We start from the raw sequence: 20293 nt of genomic DNA on the forward strand, positions 1-20293 counted from the left end.
GCGTGATCAGGGGCAAGACGAAATCGGTAGTGCAACGGTCGACAGGAACGCCACCCAGGCTTTTCGCTCTGTGCGGACGGAGTGTGCCCGTTGGGTTACTCGTGAGTGTCAGCCTTGTTGCACAGGCGCAGACACTGGAGACCGTCACCGTGGAAGGGCGTCGAGCCAGCCTGCTGGGCGATGCGATAACAGCTTCGGAAGGTGTCATCGGTCGCCAGGAGATCGCCCTCAGACCATTGCTGCGCAGCGGCGAGGTGCTGGAGCTGGTGCCGGGCATGGTGGTGACCCAGCACAGTGGCACAGGCAAGGCCAATCAGTATTTTCTGCGCGGCTTCAACCTGGACCACGGTACGGATTTCGCCACTTTTATAGACGGTATGCCGCTGAACATGCGTACCCACGGCCACGGCCAGGGTTATACCGATTTGAACCCGGTCATTCCCGAAACGCTTGCCACCATCGCCTACAAAAAGGGACCGTATTACGCTGATGTGGGCGACTTCAGCGGCGCAGGCAGCGCGGAAATGCGCACCGTGGACCGGGTTGATGAGGGCTTGGCCGAGATTACCTGGGGTGAAGACGGCTACCAGCGTCTGGTTGTGGTTGATAGCCAGAATACCGCCGGCGGTGACTGGCTCTATGCTCTGGAGGGCAATCGCTACGACGGGCCCTGGCGCGGTATCGAAGAAGACCTGTCGCGCATCAACCTGTTGCTGAAGCACACCCGCGACGTGGCCGCGGGCAGTCTCAGCCTGACCGCGATGGCCTACGACAACAGCTGGAACAGCGCCGACCAGATACCGGCCCGAGCCGTAACCCAGGGTATCATCGACGATCTGGGTGTGATCGACGACACCGTGGGGGGCGAGTCTAGCCGTTACAGCCTGAGCGCCGCGTGGCGCGGCGGTGCGTGGGAGGTGGATGCATGGCTGGCGCGCTACGACCTGAACCTGTGGTCCAATTTCACGTATTTCCTCGATGACCCTGAGGGCGGCGACCAGTTCGAGCAGGTAGACGAGCGGCTCCTCTACGGCGGGCGATTGCGCTACACCCATGCCGGCACCCTCGCCGGCCTGCCGGTGACGCAGGCCTTCGGCGCCGATCTGCGAGTCGATGACATCGAGGAAGTGGGCCTGTATCGCAGTCGTGCGCGTCAACGCACTGGTCCGGTACGCAGCGATGCGGTGGATGAGTCCAGTATTGGCCTGTTCTGGGAGCAGAAGCTGCAGTGGTCGCCACGGTTGCGCTCGGTGTTGGGCGTGCGATATGACTATTTCGACTTCGATGTCGACAGTGCCATTGAGCGTAATGTCAACGGCATCGACCTCGTGCCCAATGGTGGCACGGCTGATGATGATTTGTGGTCCCTCAAGGGCAGCCTGGTTTACACCCTGGGCAGCGACTGGGAAGCCTATGCATCCGCTGGGCAGGGGTATCATTCCAACGATGCCCGCGGCACAACCACCCGCGTCGACCCTGCCGATGGCACGGCCATCAATGCGGTAGATCCACTGGTGCGCTCGCTGGGTTACGAGGCTGGCGTGCGCGGTTACTGGCGGGAACGCCTGAACACTTCGCTCGCGGTCTGGTACCTGGAGCTGGATAGCGAACTGCTGTTTGTGGGTGACGCCGGCAACACCGAAGCGAGCGGCCGCTCTGAACGCGAAGGCGTCGAACTGACCGCCTATTACGCGCTCACGGAGGCGTGGACGCTGGATCTGGAATACGCATGGACTGACGCCCGCTTCAGTGACGCGCCTGCAGGGGAACGCGAGATTCCCGGAGCCGTTGAGCATGTGGTACAGGCGGGCATCAGCCTGGATGACGGGCAGGACTGGTTTGGCAGCCTGCGCCTGCGCTACTTCGGCGAGCGTCCGCTGGTCGAGGATGCCAGCGTGCAGTCAGATGCCACGTTCTCGGTCAATCTGGGCCTGGGTCGCCGACTGGGCCCCTGGACGCTGCGCGCAGATATCCTGAATCTGCTCGATAGCGATGACCACGACATCGATTACTTCTATGCGTCGCGCCTTCCCGGTGAAGCGGAGGCCGGTGTCGAGGACCTGCACTATCACGTACTTGAGCCACGTACCGTGCGCCTGACGGCGGGCTATCGCTTCTAACGGTTCGACGGTTCGACGCTTAGTCTCTGGATACTGACGGGTCGCTCGCGAGTGCCAGGCGCAGCGGCTCCAGCCACTGCGCATAGTGCTTCCAGCGCGCCTGTGCCGTGCGAAACAGGGGTTGCCGCACCTGCTCCGAGCTGGGTGTGCGCACCGCGCGTTCGGTGTCGTAGTAGTGCAGGCAGCCTGCCTCGAACGGCAGGCCCAGGAAGTCGAGCATGCGCCGCACCTGGCCTTCGAGGTCATCGAGCACGTCTTCGTGCTGCACACGCAGCACTTTCCCCGGTAACACGCTGTCCCAGTGGTCCATGAGTGCAACATAGTCCCGATAGTAACGGCCCAGATCAGCGAGGTCGTAGGTGAACTCCTGGCCTGAGGCGAAGAGCTGACGGTAGTTGCCGAAGCAGCAGTCCATCGCGTCGCGCCGGGCGTCGATGATGCGTGCGTTGGGCAGGATCAGGTGAATAAGGCCGATGTGGCGGAAATTGTTCGGCATTTTGTCGATGAAGAATGGCGCGCCCTGCCGGTGAACACGGGTGGCATCGAGGAATTGCTCGCCGTAGGCACGCAGTGTGTCAGCATCCAGCGTGGCAAGGCGCTCCGGGTATCCTTCGCCCTCCGCTCGTGTGCCGTGCCCGTCGAGGCGCTGGGCCAGCGCGGGGATATGGTTCAGCTCCATGGTGCCGTCAATCGCCGAGTGCGATGACAGTATCTGCTCCAATAGTGTGGAACCGGCGCGCGGCATGCCGACAATGAAAATGGGGTCGGCGGCGGGGTGACCGCTGTTTGCGTGGCTGCCGAGTAGACCGGGAGTAAAAAACGATTGCTGACGCTGCAGGCGCTGGCTCATCCGTTGCGGCTGGTAGCCGAGAGTCCTGTGCCGAAGGCGATTGCCGCGTTCGTAATAGTCCCAGGAGGCGCTGTAGTCGCTGTTATCCTCGCAGGCTTTGCCGAGGGCAAAGCAAAGGTGAATGCGGTCCTCCAGCGCCGTGTTCTCCGCCGCCTCCTGCGTCACCATGGTGGCGATATCCGCCGCATCGAAACGGAAGGTCTTCAGGTTTGCGAGGCTCCACCAGGCGTCTCCGAAATCGAGCCTCGTGCGGTTTGCCGCACGGTAGGCTGTCACCGCCTGCCCAGTGTCGCCAATCGTCTTGAGCGCATGGCCCAGGGTCAGTTGTAGTGACGGTTGCTCAGGATTTGCCTCCAGCAGACCCCGCAACAGCGCGATGCCCTCCTCGAAACGGCCCACAGCAATGTATTGGTTAGCCAGAGTGGCTTCTATCGACAGGTTTCCCGGAAGCTTCTGCTGCAGTGCTTCTGCCGTGGCGAGGGCCTCGGTGAACCGTTGTTGCCGGTACAGCACATTCACGTGGTCCAGCCGCACCAGCAGGTTATCGGGGCTGAATTCTGCTGCACTTTCCAGCAGAAAGCCGGCTTCGTCCAGCTGGCCGTGTTGCACGGCGATAGCGGCGAGCAGGCGCATGCCCTCGATGTGTTGCGGGTTGCCGCGCAGGTAGTGCCGGCAGAGTGCCTCCGCGCGCTCCAGTCGACCCTCGTGCAACATGCTCTGGCCGCTGAGGATCTCTGCCGGCAGCTGGGCCAGTGCCTGCACCTGAATCACCGCCTCGCGTGCCAGCTCCCGCCAGGTCGGGTTGTCAGCTGTCAGCCGCGCGATGGCCTTCCAGCTGGCCAGCAGGGCGGGGTTGCGCGCTACCGCATTGCGATAGGCCGACAGGGCCGGCGCGGGTTGTTGCAATGCGAGCAAATTGTGGCCGCGCTCCTGATACAGACGAGCATGGCCGGCATCGAGGCGCTCGAGTTCCTCGAGCGTTGCCAGTGCCTGCGCATGTTTGCCGAGATAGCGGCGCGACGTAGCCAGCAGGTAAAGCGCCTCACTCGAGGCGCCATCGGTAACAGCCGCGGCGGCCGCCTGTTCTGCAGCCTGGAAATCGCCGCGCTGCAGGCAGGCTTTTGCCGCCTCAATGCTCACCCTTAGAACAGGTCGTAGGTGAAGCGCATGCCAAACTCCAGCGGACGATTGGTCAGGATCTTGCGTGAACCGTCCTGTGTGTTGATGTGCAGTTGCGCGCGCTCATCGGTCAGGTTGTTCACGAACAGCTCGGCCGTCCAGGTGTCCTGCCGGTAGCCCAGCGTGGCATCGGTGATCACGTAGGAATCCTGCAGCTCGCGGCGCTGCGGCACATCAATGATTGAGCTGTAGGCCTCGTCCGAATAGCGTGACGCCAGCTGCGCATGTGCGGTGCCCTCGAATACATCCCACTCATAACGGCCGCGCAGGCTGAACTGGAACTCCGGTGCCAGCGGCAGCTGGGAGCCCACATCGGTGACCGCAAAGGCGAAGGCCGGGTTCAGGTCGACGATTTCCGTGTCGTTCCAGGAAAACGCGCCGAACAGGCTGAGGTTGGCGGTGGCGAGCCAGGAGAAATCACCCTCGATACCGCGGATCTCCGCGTCGCCGGCATTGTCGACGATGGTGAGGAAGTCGATATTCTGCGAGTCGATATGGCCCACCTGCATGCCGTCCCACTCGATGTAGTAAGCGGCGCCATTGAAGCGCAGGCGACGGTCCATGAATTCGCCCTTCCAGCCCATCTCGTAGTTCACCAGTTCATCCGACTCGTAGATCAGCGGAATGCAGTACTCAGGCGTGCGTGAAACCTTGCAGGGTGCGCTGCCGTCGGCCTGGGGAGTAACCTCACTGCCGGCCACGGCGCGGTTGAACCCCTGTGGACGGAAGCCTTCAGACCAGGTGGCGTAGAACATCAGGTCGTCTGACTGGCGCCAGCTCAGGGTCAGGCGGTGAATCGTATCGTCAACCGATGCCGGCTGGAAGTCGCCGATATTGACGACGTAATCTCGTCCGCCGGTCACATCGGGCTGTGTTACCACGTCCGGATTGTTGGCCGCATTGCCATTGGCGAGATTCGGCACCGGGCGGTTGCCATACTTGAGGATGGAGAAACCCTCAAAGCCCGCTTCCAGGTCGTAGTAGCGGAAGCCGTAAGCAAAGGTGAAATCCTGCAGGAAGTCGAAGGCCAGCTCACCGAACACCGCAATCTGCTCTTCCGGGCGCGTGATGTCGTTGGAAAACTGGGTGGTTGCGCCGCGTTCGTTTGGGTCATTGGCGACCAGTGGCCCGCTGCCGCCGTTCAGCTGGCCGGGATCTGGTGCGTTCCAGTCCGGGTCGCCGTAGTTGAAGTCACCGACGTGTTGCAGCTCGACGTCCTCATAGAAAACACCGCCCTGGAAGCGAATCCAGCGCGCGGGGTCGGTGTTGAAGCGCAACTCGTGGGTGGTGCGCTCCATTTCGTTGCTGATGGCGGCAAAACCCGCGCCACTGTTGGAGCACTCGATCACGTCCGGATCGCCGGAAAGCGTGGGGTCGAAGGTGTAGCCCACGCCGCCACCGCCGTGGTAGCCCGGTGTGTTGTACTCACACATGTAGCCGGCGATGTAGAAGCCCGTGTTGGCGTAGTTGGAGTAATCGATGATCTGGTCTGTTTCCCGCTTGAGGTAGGCGCCGGTATAGAGCAATTCCAGCTCGCCCAGGCGACCCTGCAGGGTCCAGGCGGTTTGCGAGAAGTCTTCGGTGAGGCGGTCAGGATGGTAGCGCTCCACCTCAAGGTCGCCCACTTCAGGGTCGTAGTCGAACACGCCGTCTGCATCCAGCTGCTGCTGGTGATGAGTAAGCAGCAGGTCCCAGTCGTCGTTGATCAGGTATTTGACCCCGGCGCGGAAGCCCTGATACGTGGCGTCGTTGAAGTCTTCCTCTGCCAGCGCATCGTTGTTACGCGACTCATATTGCACGCCGTAGGCGCGCCCGGGTTCGGCGTAGCTGCCATCGGCGAACTGGTGTCCGGTCGGGTCACCCCCGCTGGGGGTGAACACCACGCCATCAGCCGAGGGCAGGGCGGGGTTGCGCGAGGGGTCGGGTGTGAAGGTGCCTCGTACATTGTCAATATAACCGCCCTGACGATCATTGAAGATCAGTACGCGGGCCGCCAGACGGTTTTCGATCAGCGGAAAGTTGAAGACGGCGCTGGCGTTGGCGCTGGGGTCGCCCTCCGGCATGAAGGAAGTGCCGGCCTTGAACGAGGCTGAAAACTCGTCAATGACCGGCTTGTTGGTGATCAGACGCACGGTGCCCGCCTGTGAGCTGGAGCCGAAGACGGTGCCCTGCGGCCCCGGTAACACTTCGATGCGTTCCATGTCAGCGATATACACGTCCAGATTGCGACCGCCGGCGGTAACCGGTTGCTCGTCGAGGTACAGGGCTACGTTAGGTGCGCTGCCATTGGCCTCCTGAATGGTGGTGTTCATGGCCTGGATGGCGGCGCCGCGAATGTAGATCTCGTTCTGGCCCGGACCGCGACCGCCTGCGGTGACGTTGGGCAGGGAGGCGATGTAGTCGGCAAAGTCAGTAATGCCCTGCTCGGTCATGGATTGCTCGGTGATCGCAGACACCGCAACGGGCACGTCCTGCATGCTGGCGGTGCGCTTGGTGGCCGTGACCACGACCTCCTCGAGTTGTTGCGCCTGTACCGCGCTGGCTGCGAAAGCGCCACCGGCCACCGCCGTCATGACAGCGCGCGCCAGTAGGCGCACAGGCGTGCCGGGTGAGGTCTTGGCGCTTAGCTGTTGAGGCATGCTGTTCTTCATTGCGAGTGATTTCCCCTTGAGAATGGTGTCAATAATTTCGTTTAGATAACGAAACATAATACCCGGTTTGGCAACTGGCTTTGAAGTGGGCATTGTTCACATTTACAGAAAAAATCGATAGAATTGCGGCGTTCTGCATCGATAAATCGCCATTCAATGAGTTTTGGTTTTATCTGGCTCTTTCCCCCCGCCCCGCCGCATAGGTGATAGTTAGTTACAATGCAAAGTAAAAAATGACGCGATCCGGCTGGTCTCTTGACGTGGATGGTGCGGTGTTCTGGCCGTCCCTGGGCCTGCTTGCCGCTCTGGTCGGCGTCGCGGCTTTTCTGCCACAGGCGAGCAGTTCACTCTTCCAGCACCTGCAGGACGGCATTATTCGCTACGCGAGCTGGTACTACGTGGTGGTGGTGGCGGTTATCCTGATCAGCATCGTGGTGCTGAGCGTGACTCGTCTCGGCGACATCAAGCTGGGCCCGGACCATTCGGTGCCCGATTACACGCTGGTCTCCTGGTTCGCCATGCTGTTTGCGGCGGGCATGGGTATCGGGCTCATGTTCTTCGGTGTTGCCGAACCCGTGATGCACTTCCTGCAACCGCCGCTGGGTGAGGGGGGCACGGTGGAGGCTGCGCGGCAGGCCATGCAGCTCACGTTTTTTCACTGGGGCCTGCATGCCTGGGGCATCTATGCCATTGTGGCTCTGGTGCTGGCCTACTTTGCTTTCCGCCATTCCTTGCCGCTGACGCTGCGCTCGGCGTTCTATCCCCTGGTGGGTGAGCGGATACACGGGCCGTTCGGGGCGGCGGTTGATGTGTTTGCGATCATCTGCACCAGCTGCGGCATCGCCACCAGCCTCGGCTATGGGGTGTTGCAGATAAACGGTGGGCTGGCCTACCTGGTCGGTATTGAAATCAGCAGCGGTGTTCAGGTGGGGCTGATTTGCGGGATTATGGTGCTGGCGGGTATTTCTGTCGCGCTGGGTTTGGATGCGGGTATTCGCAGGCTGTCTGAGCTCAATTTGCTGTTGGCGCTGCTGTTGCTCGGTGGCGTGTTGTTCGCGGGGCCAACGGTCACCCTGTTGCAGTCGACAATCCAGAGTCTCGGTGTGTACGCCGGTGATCTTGTTGCCAAGACGTTCAACCTCTATGCCTATGAACCCACCGACTGGCTGGGCGGGTGGACTATTTTCTATTGGGGGTGGTGGTTGAGTTGGTCGCCTTTCGTGGGGCTGTTCATTGCGCGCATTTCCCGTGGCCGCACGATTCGCGAATTCGTGCTGGGTGCCATGATTGTGCCTTGCGGTTTCACGCTGTTGTGGATGGGGGTGTTCGGCAACAGCGCCATCGAACTGATTCTGCATGAGGGGCAGGTAGCGCTGGGTGAGAGTGTGCTGGCGAACCAGGCTCAGGCGCTGTTCCAGTTTCTCGAATACCTCCCCGGCTCCACGCTGTTGTCGATCACATCCCTGTTGATGGTGGTGGTGTTCTTCGTGACGTCGGCAGACAGTGGCGCCCTGGTCCTGAATATGCTCAGTGCGCACGGCCGCGATGATACGCCGGTTCTACAGCGGCTGATCTGGGCGTTCGTGATAGGCACCATTGCCATTGTGCTGCTGCTTGCCGGCGGCCTGGCAGCGTTGCAAACCGCAGCTATCGCGAGTGCGTTACCGTTTTCTCTGGCTTTGCTGGGTGCCATCTGGGGCCTGGCCCGGGCGTTGCGACTGGATGTGGCGCAGCGCGATATGCAGAGTGTCGTGCCGGTGGTGCAGGGCCCAGACAGTTGGCGCGAGCGTCTGAACGCGCTGCTGGCCCAGCCCGGCGGCGCTGAGGTCAGCCGCTTCCAACGCGAGATAGTGGCCCCGGCACTCAAGCAGTTTGCCGATGCCTTGCAGGAGCGGGGTGTGAGTGCGTCGATAGATCTTGTGGACGATGAAGCAAGCCGGGTGGGGTTGACGGTTGCGGTGGAGGGTGAGCCCGAGTTCCGCTACGAAGTCGTCTGCCAGCGGCATGTTGCAACGGCGACCGGCGCAGAGGAGGCCGAACCGAAAACGGACACCGTTTTTCACCGGGCCGAGGTGCACTTGTATCAGGGAGGCCAGGGCTACGATGTCATGGGCTGGTCCCGTGAGCAGATCATCCACGATGTGCTGGGTCATTTCGAGCGCCACCAGCAGTTCCATCGGGCTCTGCATTGAGGCGAAAGAAGCGCTCCAGCAGGAGGCGTGCTCAGGCATAATGAGCAGCTGATCTACAGCCGATAGAGAGTTTTGCCGCGTTATGCCCTCGCTTCCGATACCTCTGATTGATCTCGCCGCACCGCGCGCCGGTGTTACTGGCCGTCTCGCTGAAGCTGCCGCCGCGCCCGGTTTCTTCCAAGTGGTCAACAGTGGCCTTGACGTCACCCTGGCGGATGGCACGCTGGCCTCGGCCCGAGCGTTTTTCGCCTGTGATGCAGAGGCCAAGCGCGCGGTCAGCCGCACGCTGAAAAACCCGTTCGGCTACTATGATCGGGAGCTCACCAAGAACCTGCGTGACCGCAAGGAGATCTTCGACTTCGCACCCGGTGAGGACACGCCGTGGCCTGCAGCCATGCCGGCTTTGCGCCCGGCACTGGAATCCTTTGCCACAGAGTGTCACGCACTTGCGCTGCGGCTCACCGCGTTGCTCTGCGAAGGCCTGGGCCAGGCACCCGACAGCCTTCTGGCGCAGCTGTCGCCCCACCACAGCAGCTTCCTGCGGCTTAACCACTACCCGTTGCACGATGTGTTGGCGGGGGAGGCACCTGCGCCCGGGCCGCTTGGCATCAGCCCGCACACCGATGCCGGCGTACTGACTGTGTTACTACAGGACGCGGTCGCGGGGCTGCAGGTGCAGCAGCAGGGCCGTTGGGTCGATGTTCCGCCGACGCCAGGTGCGCTGACCATCAACATCGGCGACATGCTGCAGGTAGCTGCCAATGATCGCTTCACGGCGCCTTTGCATCGCGTGCGAGCCAGCGATGGGCAGGCGCGATTGAGTATCGCGTACTTCCTGAATCCCGGTTACCAGGCTGTGATCGAGCCACTCCCCGGACTTCTGTCTGCCGAGCCAGCGCACTATCGCGCCCTGTCGTGGAAGGAGTTTCGCGGGTTGCGGGCGCTTGGGGATTACGGCGACTACGGCGAGGAAGTGCAGATCAGCCATTATCGGGCCCCATCGGGCACATGACATTGCGCGAATCGCGGATGCCGTTGCGGCTGCGGCTGTATTCACGCCTGTGCCGCGGTGTGCTAGAGTCTGTGGCATGCGCTGTAAATCCAACATTGCCATTTCTGTAAAACTCTCTGCCGTGCGGAGGGCGCTGGCGGCCGCGCCCTTCCTCCCCCTCGGCGATCGGGACCTACTGCCGGCCTGATCGCCGCTTCGCCTTCCCAGGCAGCCCCACAATCAAATTCTTCACTGCCCTGTGCAGCACTCGTTTGCTGTCGGGGCACGCTAATCCATGCAGGATGAACAAGATGTTGAACGCTTCTCCAATTACGTTGAAAGATAGTGACTACCGCCGCCTGTTGGCTGCCATAGAGCATCATGACGGCACTATGGCCGATGCCCTGGATGAAGAGCTGGCGCGGGCAGAAACCGTAGCTGATGACGAGTTTCCGCCCGGCATCGTCAGTATGCATTCTCGCGTGACCTTCGAAGACATTGACACCGGTAGCGACACCACAGTGACCCTGGTATACCCTCAGGAAGCGAACGTAGCGGAAATGAGAATATCGGTACTGACACCGGTTGGCAGTGCATTGATCGGATTGGCGACCGGTGGAGAAATCGAGTGGCCACTCCCTTCTGGCGGTGCCCGCCGTCTTCGCGTAAAAGCTGTTGATGCACCCGCTGCAGATTGATGTTCCGGTGATGGTTGGTCGGTCAGGCCCTTGGTGGACGAAAGCGTTGGAGGAATGTTGATGGACAGGTTCACCCGTCGATACGTCATGCTCTTGTGTGCCCTGCTGGCCGTGGCGTTGATCGCCTGGCTGGCCAACCGTGACGGGCGGGTGGCTGAGCTCAACGGCCTGCTGGCCGCTGACGACGAGCTGGCAGCCTATCCTTTTCAGTTCAGCGTCAGGGAGATCAACAACGGTGTCGCTTTCGTGACCAGCCCGCGCTCGGCACAGGTGCCGGTGATGCAGTTTCTGCACACGGCGTTCCCCGCGCTACAGGGCAAGGATGTGCAGCACCCCGAGATGATGGCGTCGCAGGATCGGCTGGTGGCGGTGCAGTCGCGTGCGGCAGAGCTGGTGCAGGCGCATCCAGAAGTCAACGCGGTACGCTGGGTGCTGGACGAGCGCTGGTTTGCCGAGCGCGGGGTTACGCTGCCACCCTAGCGCGCCAAAGCCCGCTCAATCGTAGCTGGGCATCCAGCCGCCGGATTCTTTCCAGCGATTGACGATGTCGCAGAACAGGTCGGCGGTGCGTTCTGCGTCGTAGGCTGCAGAGTGCGCTTCGGCATTGTCGAAAGCGATCCCCGCTTCCTTGCAGGCCTTGGCCAGCACCGTTTGGCCGTAGGCGAGCCCGGCCAATGTGGCGGTGTCGAAAAACGAGAACGGGTGGAAGGGGTTGCGCTTGATGCTGCAGCGCTCGACTACCGCGTTGACGAAACCGGCATCGAAGTGCGCGTTGTGGCCAACCAGTATTGCCCGGTTGCAGCCCTGGTCGCGAATCTCCTTGCGCACAATGCGGAACAGTTCGCTGAATGCGTCTTCCTCGCTCATGGCCTCGCGGAATGGGTGCCAGGGGTCTATGCCGGTGAAATCCAGCGCCGCCTGCTCGATATTCGCGCCTTCAAACGGCTTGACGTTGAAACTCCAGGTGCGGTGTACCCCCAGGTTGCCGTCTTCATCCATGCGCACAATGGTCGCGGCGATCTCCAGCACTGCGTCGGTCGCGGCGACGAAGCCCCCGGTCTCCACATCAATCACGACCGGCAGGAAGCCGCGGAAACGGTCGCAGATGCGCTGTTCGCTGCCTTCCGTCAACTGCCCGCAGCCTCGCTGCCTATCTGCCAGGCTACCGATTCGCCGGCGCGCAGCGGGGTCAGGTGGGTGTCGGCGAGCGGCAGTTTCGTCGGCACTGCCCAACTCGTTTTACGCAGGGTAATGCGGTCGCGGTTGCGCGGCAGGCGGTAGAAGTCGGCGCCGAAATGGCTGGCAAACGCTTCCAGTCGGTCCAGCGCGCCGGCGGCTTCGAAGGCTTCGGCATACAGTTCCAGCGCTGCGTGTGCGGTGTAGCAACCGGCACAGCCGCAGGCAGTTTCCTTGCGCCCGGTAGCGTGAGGTGCGGAATCGGTACCGAGGAAGAAGCGCGGGCTGCCGGAGGTTGCCGCGCGCAGCAGGGCTGCCTGGTGCGTATTGCGCTTCAGCACCGGCAGGCAGTAGTAGTGCGGGCGAATGCCGCCCACCAGCATGTCGTTGCGGTTGAGCAGCAGGTGATGGGCGGTGATGGTCGCGGCCACGTTGCCTGGCGCAGTGCTGACGAAGTCGACGGCGTCGGCGGTGGTAATGTGCTCCAGCACCACCCGCAGCCCGGGAAAGCGCTCCACGATCGGTGCCAGGTGACGGTCAATGAAGACCTTTTCCCGGTCGAAGATATCCACCGCGTGGTCGGTGACTTCACCGTGAATAAGCAGCGGCAGATCGACGTCCTGCATGGCCTCCAGCGTAGGGTAGAGCCCCTCGAGTTCCGCCACGCCGGCGTCCGAGTTGGTGGTTGCCCCGGCGGGATACAGCTTCACTGCATGTACAAAGTCGCTGTCGGCGGCGCGGCGAATTTCATCGGCGCTCGTGGCGTCCGTCAGGTACAGGGTCATCAGCGGCTCGAAGCGCCGCTCCAGCCCGTCCATGGCCGCCAGGATGCGCTCGCGGTAGGCCGCCGCGGCCGCCACGGTGGTCACTGGCGGTGTCAGGTTTGGCATGACAATCGCACGGCCAAAATAACGTGCCATATCGGCACAGGTCTGCGTTAGCGCGGCATCGTCACGCAGGTGAACGTGCCAGTCATCGGGGCGAAGGAGGGAGAGTTCAGTCACAGCAAACCACGGCAGGAAATGTCAGCAAGGATGGTAACGTAAAGGGCCGCCCACGGGAATACGGGCTGGGAATCCCGCCGGTGGGCGCGTAAAATATGGGCTTTGCCGCCTTCCCTATGGAGCAAGTTATGTCAGATGTGAAAAAAGTGGTCCTGGCCTATTCAGGCGGTCTCGATACCTCGGTCATCGTGCGCTGGCTACAGGATCATTACGGATGTGAGGTGGTCACTTTCACGGCCGACATCGGCCAGGGTGAAGAGGTTGCGCCAGCGCGCGCCAAAGCGGAGGCGCTGGGCGTGAAGGAAATCTACATCGATGACCTGCGCGAGGAGTTTGTACGCGACTTCGTGTTCCCCATGTTCCGTGCCAATACGGTTTACGAAGGTGAGTACCTGCTCGGTACTTCCATTGCCCGCCCGCTGATCGCCAAACGGCTGATCGAGATTGCCAATGAAACCGGCGCGGATGCCATTTCCCATGGCGCTACCGGCAAGGGTAACGACCAGGTGCGTTTCGAACTCGGCGCCTATGCGTTGAAACCGGGCATCAAGGTCATCGCCCCCTGGCGGGAATGGGACCTCACGTCGCGTGAGACGCTCATGGCCTATTGCGAAGAGCGCAATATTCCGGTCGATTACAGCAAGAGCAAGAAGAAGTCGCCCTACTCGATGGATGCCAATCTCCTGCACATCTCCTACGAGGGGGGCATTCTGGAAGACCCTTGGTCCGAAGCGGAAGAAGACATGTGGCGCTGGAGCGTGAGCCCGGAAGCCGCGCCGGATACCCCTACCTACATCGAGCTGGATTTCGAAGGCGGCGACATCGTCGCGATTGATGGTGAGCGCCTTAGCCCGGCAACGGTGCTGGAGCGCCTGAATGCCGTCGGCGGCGCGAACGGAATTGGGCGTCTGGATCTGGTGGAAAACCGCTACGTGGGCATGAAGTCCCGCGGCTGCTACGAAACGCCCGGCGGCACCATCATCCTCAAGGCACACCGTGCGATCGAATCCCTCACGCTGGACCGCGAGGTGGCGCACCTGAAAGACGACCTGATGCCGCGCTACGCCGAGATGATCTATAACGGTTACTGGTGGTCACCTGAGCGGCGCATGCTGCAGGCGGCAATCGACCAGACCCAGGCCGTGGTGAATGGCAAGGTGCGTCTGAAGCTCTACAAAGGCAATGTGATTCTCGCCGGGCGCCAGTCCGCCGACAGCCTGTTCGACGCCAGTATCGCAACCTTTGAAGACGATGCAGGCGCCTACGACCAGAAGGATGCGGAAGGCTTTATCAAGCTGAATGCTCTGCGTATGCGCATTGCCGCGAACAAGGGGCGCAACCCTGCATGAGCAAGCAGCCGGGGCCGCTTCGGCGCCACCCCGGCAACCTGCCCGCCTTGAAAACCTTGCCTTGTAGGGGCGCCGCACTCGTCGGCTTATCCACCGCTGGTTGGTGCTCGCGCTGGTGACACTGGCCCTGAACGCTGCGCCGGGTTATAAAGCTAAGGTGCGCGCGCCTCTGCGGGCGCTTTAGTCTGGCGGATGTCGGTATGCGTTGGTTGCTACTTTTGTTTATCGGTCTATTCCCTCTGGCAACGGTGCTGGCGGATGCCGGTGGCCAGTCGCTGGATCCTTTCCTCCACGCAACGGTACAGGACGATGGCGTCATGGCCGCCTCCGTGGTGCTGGATGGTGAGACCCTGTTCCGCGTGCGTGGCATCTCCGCAGCGCCGGCGGCGAAGCGGGCGGAGAGAATTCGCCAGGCTATTGTCCGTCTGGCTAAACAACCCGCGCTCGATGCACACGCGGGTGAGGTGATTGCGGCTGCAGATCGCTCAGAGATACGCATTGCCGGCCAGAGCATTGCCACCCTGTTTCCGGCCGATGCGGCCCTTGAGCAGATACCCCTGGAGGTACTGGTAGAAGCCAGTATGGAGCGTATCGCCAACGCGGTGGACCGCTATCGCGAGGAGCGTAGTCACAGGCGACTGCTTACCAGCACGGGGCTGTTATTGGGCATCAGCGGTTTAGCCGGGTTGCTCCTCTACGCCGTCAGCGTGCTTTTCGGGTGGTTCAATCGGCTTATTGAAAAGGCCGGCGAGCGGCATATCCGGGAAATCGAGCGCGCCTCCCATCGTATTATTGATGCGGCGCAACTCTGGAGCTGGTTGGGGGCCGTGGTGCGAGGTACGCGCACCATTGCGTTGGTGGCGATTGTGCTCGCCTGGCTCAACGCGGCGCTGGGGCTCTACCCCTGGACCCGGCCTTTCGCCAGCAATGTGTTCCACCTGATTCTCAGCCCGTTGCAGAGGATGGGTACGGGGGCACTGGAGTCCCTGCCTGACCTCATATTTCTGGCGTTGCTCATTCTGGTGGTGCGCGCCCTGTTGCGTGCCACCAAGGTGTTCTTCCAGCGCGTCGACCGCGGTCGCATTCGTCTCAACAACTTTGACCGCGACTGGGCCATGCCCACCTACCGCATCGTGCGCATTCTGATCATCGCCTTCGCCCTGGTGGTGGCGTATCCCTATATCCCGGGTTCGGATTCGGAGGCCTTCAAGGGCGTGAGCATTTTCCTCGGCGTGGTGTTTTCCATCGGTTCGTCTTCTTTCATTGCCAACATGATCGCCGGCTACAGCCTCACCTACCGCGGCGCGTTTCGCGAAGGTGACCGCGTGCGTATTGGTGATCACATGGGCGAGGTAGTCAACGTGCGTGCCCTGAGTACACAGTTGCGCTCGCCCAAGAATGAGGACGTCAACATTCCCAATTCGGAAGTGCTCGGTTCCACCGTGGTCAACTACAGCAGCTTTGCCCGCGAGCAGGGGGTCATCCTGCACACCGACGTGGGGATTGGCTACGACACACCCTGGCGTCAGGTGGAGGCACTGTTGCTGATGGCGGCGGAGCGCACGGGGGGGCTGGAGGCTGAGCCCCGGCCATTTGTGCTGCAAACCCTGATGGGTGATTTCACGGTAATCTATCAGCTCAACGCGCACTGTCGCGATGTTACGCGCATGCTGCAAACCTACAGCGAGTTGCACGGACACATTCAGGACGTGTTCAACGAGCATGGCGTGCAGATCATGTCGCCACATTACGAGCACGACCCGGAGGTGCCGAAGGTGGTGCCACCGGAGGGCTGGTATCCGGCGCCGGCGAAGGCGCCGCAGTGATTATCCCAGGGTGTAACGCACCGGCATGGATTTGAGGCCGCCAACGAAGATGGCCTTGATCCACTCCGGGTCGCCGTTGAACTGCATATCCTTCAAGCGCGGCAGCAGTTCGCGGAAAAAGCACCCCACCTCCAGTGCTGCGAGGTGCTGCCCCAGGCACATGTGCGAGCCATAACCAAAGGCCAGTTGCTGCTTCGGGTCGCGCAACAGGTTGAGCCGGTTCGGGTGGTCGAAGGCTTCCGGGTCGCGGTTGGCGGCCGGATACCAGAGCGCAATGTTGTCACCTGCCTGAATCTGCTTGCCGTGTAATTCCAGCGACTCGGTTGCCGTGCGCACCATGTGTCGCACGGGAGATACCCAGCGAATCACTTCCTTTGCAGCGCCCACATCGAGGTCCGGGCGTTCACGCCACAGGGCCAACTGGTCGGGATGTTCCAGCAGCGCCTTCATGCCGCCACCAATGGCTGCGGATGTGGTGTCGTGACCCGCGCTGGCGGTAATGATGAAGTAGCTGGCCTGGTCGAGCACATTCATTGGCTCGCCATCCACCTCGGCATTGGCCAGTACCGTGGCCAGGTCGTCCTGCGGGTTCTTCTTGCGGTCTTCAATCACTTCACTGAAATAGGCGCCAAAATCGTTCAGCACCTCGAGCCCGGCGGTTTCGCTGTCGGCGCGTTGCAGCGCCGGGTCCTGGCTGCCGAACATCTCCTGGGTCAGCTTGAGCATGGTGCCTTCGGCTTCCCGCGGCAGGCCGAGGATGGAGAGAATAATGCGCAGCGGGAAGAGCAGGGCGATGTCGCGCACGAAGTCGCACTCACTGCCCATTTCCTGCATTTTGTCCACAAACTCTTTCGCCAGCGCTTCCACCTCGGCGCGCAATGACTCGATGCTGCGGGGCAGAAACCATTCCCGGGTCACCTTGCGCAGTTTCAGGTGCTTGGGCCGGTCCATGTGAATCAGCGTCTCCAGCCCGTTGCGGGTGCCGAAGCGTTCCAGCAGTGCTTCCTCGAATGCCGTGGGAATGAGCACGGTGCGTGGCGCGCTGAGGAAGCGGTCGTTCTCGCTGCCAATGCGCTTGATATCGTCATAGCGCGATAGCGACCAGAAGGGACGGTAGTCCGGGTGCTCGACGAGGGCTACCGGGTCGTTGGCACGCAGGTAGTCGAAGAGCGCGTACATGCTGCGCTCGTCACCCATAATGTGGGCGTTGAGCACGTCGGCGGGTTTGAAGGGGGGCATTTGCTGCTGGCTGGCACCGGTCACGGCAGGCTCCTGTTGTTAGCGCAATTGGTTTTTGTAGACATTGCCGCCTTTCATCACAAAGCCCACGTCCAGCAGGCTCGCGATGTCATCCAGCGGTGAGGTTTCGAGCGCGATGATGTCGGCGTGCTTGCCTGGCTCCAGTGTGCCCAGCGTGCCGGACATGTCGATGAGGTCGGCGGCGCTGACTGTAGCGCTGACCAGGATTTCCATCGGCGTCATGCCAGCCTCCTGCATGAGCACGGCTTCCTGAGCGTTGTCGCCGTGGCGTGATACGCCCGTATCTGTGCCGAAGGCAACTTTCACACCGGCCTTGTGGGCCTTCGCAAAGTTGGACTGCATGTCGTTACCGACGCGAATGGCTTTTTCGCGGATGGCCGGGCTCATGAAGTCGGACTCAGTGGCCATGATCTTTACAGTGTGGCCGGCCAGCAACGTGGGCACCAGATAGGCGCCGGTGGACTTGAACAGCTTGATGGACTTCGGGCCCACATAGGTGCCGTGCTCAATGCTCGCCACACCGGCCTCCAGCGCGGCGATGATGCCATCCTCCTGGTGGGCGTGGCTGATGACCTTGCGCCCCATGCGCTGGGCCGCCTGCACAACCTCGCGCAGCTCGTCCATTTCCATCTGTTGACCGGTCCCGGTGGCGCGGTCCGTGAGCACGCCGCCGGTAGATGTGATCTTGATCAGGTCGGCGCCGTACTTGATGGCGTTGCGGGTGGCGCGGCGACAGTCGTAGGGGCCGTCACAGACCGTGGGCCGGGTGTAGAATTCCATGAGTTCCGGCTTCATGCCGCTGACATCGTTGTGCCCTCCGGTGACACCCACACCGCCGGCGGCAATGATGCGCGGCCCGTCAATCCAGCCCTGATTGATGGCATCGCGCAGGGCGTACATTTCCTGGGGGCTGGAGCCGGTGTCCCGCAGTGTGGTGAAGCCCGCCTGCAGCGTGCGTTGGGCGTACATCAGCGAGCGCATCTGCATGAGCTGGCTCGATTCCTTGAGTGTCTGGCGGTCCTCGTCGGGCCCCAGCTCCCCCTGCAGGTGAACGTGCCTGTCCATCAGCCCGGGCATGACGAAAGCCTGCTTCAGGTCGACCACACTGGCGGTGGCATCAATGCTGCCCGGTTCGCGGTAGCCGGCGAGCACTTCGCTCACCTTGCCATCGCGAATCACCACAGTCTGCTCCTGCAGGGGTTTTTCTCCCGGCACGGCGAGCAGGGTGCCCGCATGTATGACGGTGGTGGCGGCGTGGGCCGCAGCGGCGCCACCGAGTACCGCAGACAGTGTGAGCATTCGAGTAAGATTCTGCAGCAGGCAGCGCATGCGGTTTCTCCTGTGGGGGCATTGATTTTTCAACGTGGCGCAGTATGCCAAAACCCGACGGCTTCGAAAGGGTCATTTTTGGCCACAGTACGCTTTGTCGGCCAAATGCGCCGTTCACACTGCCCTGCATGACAGCAACGGGCGCGCTTGCCACAATGCCAAGGGAAAAGCAGCCAGTGATTGAGGTGGCAGGCAATGGCAGCAGCACACCGGCGGATGGCCGCGCCGTACAGTCAAAAGGTCAGCGTGGTGCGGCGGAACGGTGTGTGGGGCCCATGCTGACTCGCCTGTTCATTTCGCACGGCGGTGGTCCGCTGCCTTTGCTGGGTGACCCCGGTCATGCTGAACTGGTGGCGGCGCTGCAGCGCATAGCCACGGAATTGCCGCGTCCCCGCGCCATTATTGTGGCCAGCGCACATTGGGAGGCAGCCCAGCCCACGGTCACCACTGGCGCTGCGCCCGAACTGTTCTACGACTATTACGGTTTTCCCCCGGAGTCCTACGCCATTGCCTATCCGGCACCGGGACACCCGGAGCTGGCAGCGGACGTGTTGGCGGCGCTGGAGGGGGCCGGGCTTGAGGCCGCGGGCGACGCCGGGCGCGGTTTCGACCACGGCCTGTTCGTACCGCTGAAAATTCTCTACCCGGAAGCCGACATCCCCTGCATCCAGCTCTCCCTGCTGGCATCAATGGACCCCGGGGCACACTTGCGCATGGGGCGTGCACTGGCGGCATTGGATGGCGAGGGCGTGTTGCTGATTGGTTCCGGTTCCTCGTTTCACAACGTGCAGGCGTTTTTTGGTCAGCGCGAGCCTGCGTTGTACACGCGTAACCGTGCGTTTGAAGACTGGCTGGTCGACACGCTCGCCGAAGCCCCGCTGGACGACGCGGAACGCGAGGCCCGACTGCTGCACTGGGCGCAGGCGCCCCATGCGCGTTTCTGCCACCCTCGGGAAGAGCACCTGTTGCCGTTGCTGGTGTGCGCAGGCGTTGCGCCGGGCCCGGCCACACGGGTGTGGCGGTTCGGCAGCATGGGTATGCAGGGCAGCTGTTTTGCGTGGTAGGGTGGCGGAGTAACACGGGCAACGCGGGGAAGTGGAAATGGTAGCGCCGGAAGACATTTTCACGTTCTGGTTCGACGACTTGGAGCCGGCCCAGTGGTGGGCCGTGGACGCAGCTCTGGATGCCCGGCTACGCGAGCGATTCCTCCCCACACTGGAACAGGCTGCGCGGTGCGAGCTGGCACCCTGGCGCAGCAATGAGCGCGGACGCCTGGCGGAGGTGATTGTGCTGGACCAGTTTTCCCGCAATATCTTTCGTGACACGCCGGGGGCCTTCGCGCAGGATCCGCTGGCCCTTGGCCTGGCACAGGAAGCGGTGGCTGGCGGTGCGCTGCAAACGCTGGAGCCTTCCCAGCGCAGCTTCCTGCTGATGCCGTATATGCACAGCGAGTCGCGCGTGGTCCACCAGGCCGCAGAACCCTTGTTCAAGGAGTGGGCACCGGCCAACAATCACCGCTTTGAGCTGCGACACAAGGAAATCATCGACCGCTTTGGCCGCTATCCCCACCGCAACGCGATTCTCGGTCGCGAATCGACGGCTGAGGAACGCGAGTTTCTCACGCAGCCCGGTTCCAGCTTCTAGCGCGCCCGGCAGCTAACCCGCGAC

Annotated in this window: 15 protein-coding genes; 9 read left to right on the forward strand and 6 right to left on the reverse strand. The window is 62.1% G+C overall.

Annotation, left to right across the window (positions count from 1 at the left end):
- Positions 1-101 precede the first annotated feature (101 nt).
- The gene (locus G533_RS0114195) at positions 102-2120 is read left to right on the forward strand and encodes a TonB-dependent receptor (RefSeq protein ID WP_240472445.1); all 2019 of its coding nucleotides are present in this window, start codon (positions 102-104) and stop codon (positions 2118-2120) included.
- A 19-nt stretch (positions 2121-2139) separates the two neighbouring features.
- On the opposite strand, the gene G533_RS0114200 is transcribed toward G533_RS0114195, so the two are convergent.
- Both G533_RS0114200 and G533_RS0114205 read right to left on the reverse strand, forming a co-directional pair.
- Positions 2140-4110: a tetratricopeptide repeat-containing sulfotransferase family protein gene (locus tag G533_RS0114200; RefSeq protein WP_027950529.1), complete on the reverse strand. Its 1971-nt coding sequence runs from the start codon at positions 4108-4110 to the stop codon at positions 2140-2142.
- Positions 4111-4112: 2 nt separating this feature from the next.
- Positions 4113-6788: a TonB-dependent receptor gene (locus tag G533_RS0114205; RefSeq protein WP_084639018.1), complete on the reverse strand. Its 2676-nt coding sequence runs from the start codon at positions 6786-6788 to the stop codon at positions 4113-4115.
- 245 nt (positions 6789-7033) lie between these two features.
- Here G533_RS0114205 and G533_RS0114210 point away from each other — a divergent pair, with 245 nt between their 5' ends.
- From G533_RS0114210 to G533_RS0114225, 4 genes are all read left to right on the forward strand, one after another.
- Entirely contained in the window at positions 7034-8992 is a 1959-nt protein-coding gene (locus tag G533_RS0114210; protein WP_027950531.1) for a BCCT family transporter, read from the forward strand.
- A gap of 82 nt (positions 8993-9074) precedes the next feature.
- The gene (locus G533_RS0114215) at positions 9075-10004 is read left to right on the forward strand and encodes an isopenicillin N synthase family dioxygenase (RefSeq protein ID WP_027950532.1); all 930 of its coding nucleotides are present in this window, start codon (positions 9075-9077) and stop codon (positions 10002-10004) included.
- A 290-nt stretch (positions 10005-10294) separates the two neighbouring features.
- Entirely contained in the window at positions 10295-10681 is a 387-nt protein-coding gene (rnk, locus tag G533_RS0114220) for a nucleoside diphosphate kinase regulator (protein WP_027950533.1), read from the forward strand.
- Between the two features lie 60 nt (positions 10682-10741).
- Positions 10742-11161 (forward strand): hypothetical protein, encoded by a 420-nt coding sequence (locus G533_RS0114225; protein ID WP_027950534.1) that lies wholly within the window; start codon positions 10742-10744, stop codon positions 11159-11161.
- A 15-nt stretch (positions 11162-11176) separates the two neighbouring features.
- On the opposite strand, the gene rnt is transcribed toward G533_RS0114225, so the two are convergent.
- Positions 11177-11812, reverse strand: a complete 636-nt coding sequence (gene rnt / locus G533_RS0114230; RefSeq protein ID WP_027950535.1) for a ribonuclease T — start codon at positions 11810-11812, stop codon at positions 11177-11179.
- A complete protein-coding gene (gene pyrC / locus G533_RS0114235; protein ID WP_027950536.1) occupies positions 11809-12861 on the reverse strand; it encodes a dihydroorotase in 1053 nt (350 codons plus the stop codon). The genes rnt and pyrC overlap by 4 nt, the downstream gene beginning before the upstream one ends.
- A 128-nt stretch (positions 12862-12989) precedes the next feature.
- Between pyrC and G533_RS0114240 the strand changes: the two genes are divergently transcribed.
- Positions 12990-14210: an argininosuccinate synthase gene (locus tag G533_RS0114240; RefSeq protein WP_027950537.1), complete on the forward strand. Its 1221-nt coding sequence runs from the start codon at positions 12990-12992 to the stop codon at positions 14208-14210.
- 200 nt (positions 14211-14410) lie between these two features.
- Positions 14411-16036, forward strand: a complete 1626-nt coding sequence (locus G533_RS22125; RefSeq protein WP_051230384.1) for a mechanosensitive ion channel family protein — start codon at positions 14411-14413, stop codon at positions 16034-16036.
- Here the strand turns inward: G533_RS22125 and G533_RS22130 are convergent, their stop codons facing one another.
- The gene (locus G533_RS22130; protein ID WP_240472446.1) at positions 16037-17299 is read right to left on the reverse strand and encodes a cytochrome P450; all 1263 of its coding nucleotides are present in this window, start codon (positions 17297-17299) and stop codon (positions 16037-16039) included.
- Positions 17300-17314: 15 nt separating this feature from the next.
- Positions 17315-18625 carry an amidohydrolase family protein gene (locus G533_RS22135; RefSeq protein ID WP_035528280.1) on the reverse strand — a complete coding sequence of 437 codons (1311 nt, stop codon included), beginning with the start codon at positions 18623-18625 and terminating at the stop codon, positions 17315-17317.
- A gap of 176 nt (positions 18626-18801) precedes the next feature.
- Here G533_RS22135 and G533_RS22140 point away from each other — a divergent pair, with 176 nt between their 5' ends.
- Positions 18802-19689, forward strand: a complete 888-nt coding sequence (locus tag G533_RS22140; protein WP_240472447.1) for a DODA-type extradiol aromatic ring-opening family dioxygenase — start codon at positions 18802-18804, stop codon at positions 19687-19689.
- Between the two features lie 37 nt (positions 19690-19726).
- Positions 19727-20269 (forward strand): DUF924 family protein, encoded by a 543-nt coding sequence (locus G533_RS0114265; protein WP_027950538.1) that lies wholly within the window; start codon positions 19727-19729, stop codon positions 20267-20269.
- Positions 20270-20293 lie beyond the last annotated feature (24 nt).

The sequence above is a fragment of the Haliea salexigens DSM 19537 genome, from assembly GCF_000423125.1.
In the GTDB taxonomy this organism is placed as follows: domain Bacteria; phylum Pseudomonadota; class Gammaproteobacteria; order Pseudomonadales; family Halieaceae; genus Haliea; species Haliea salexigens.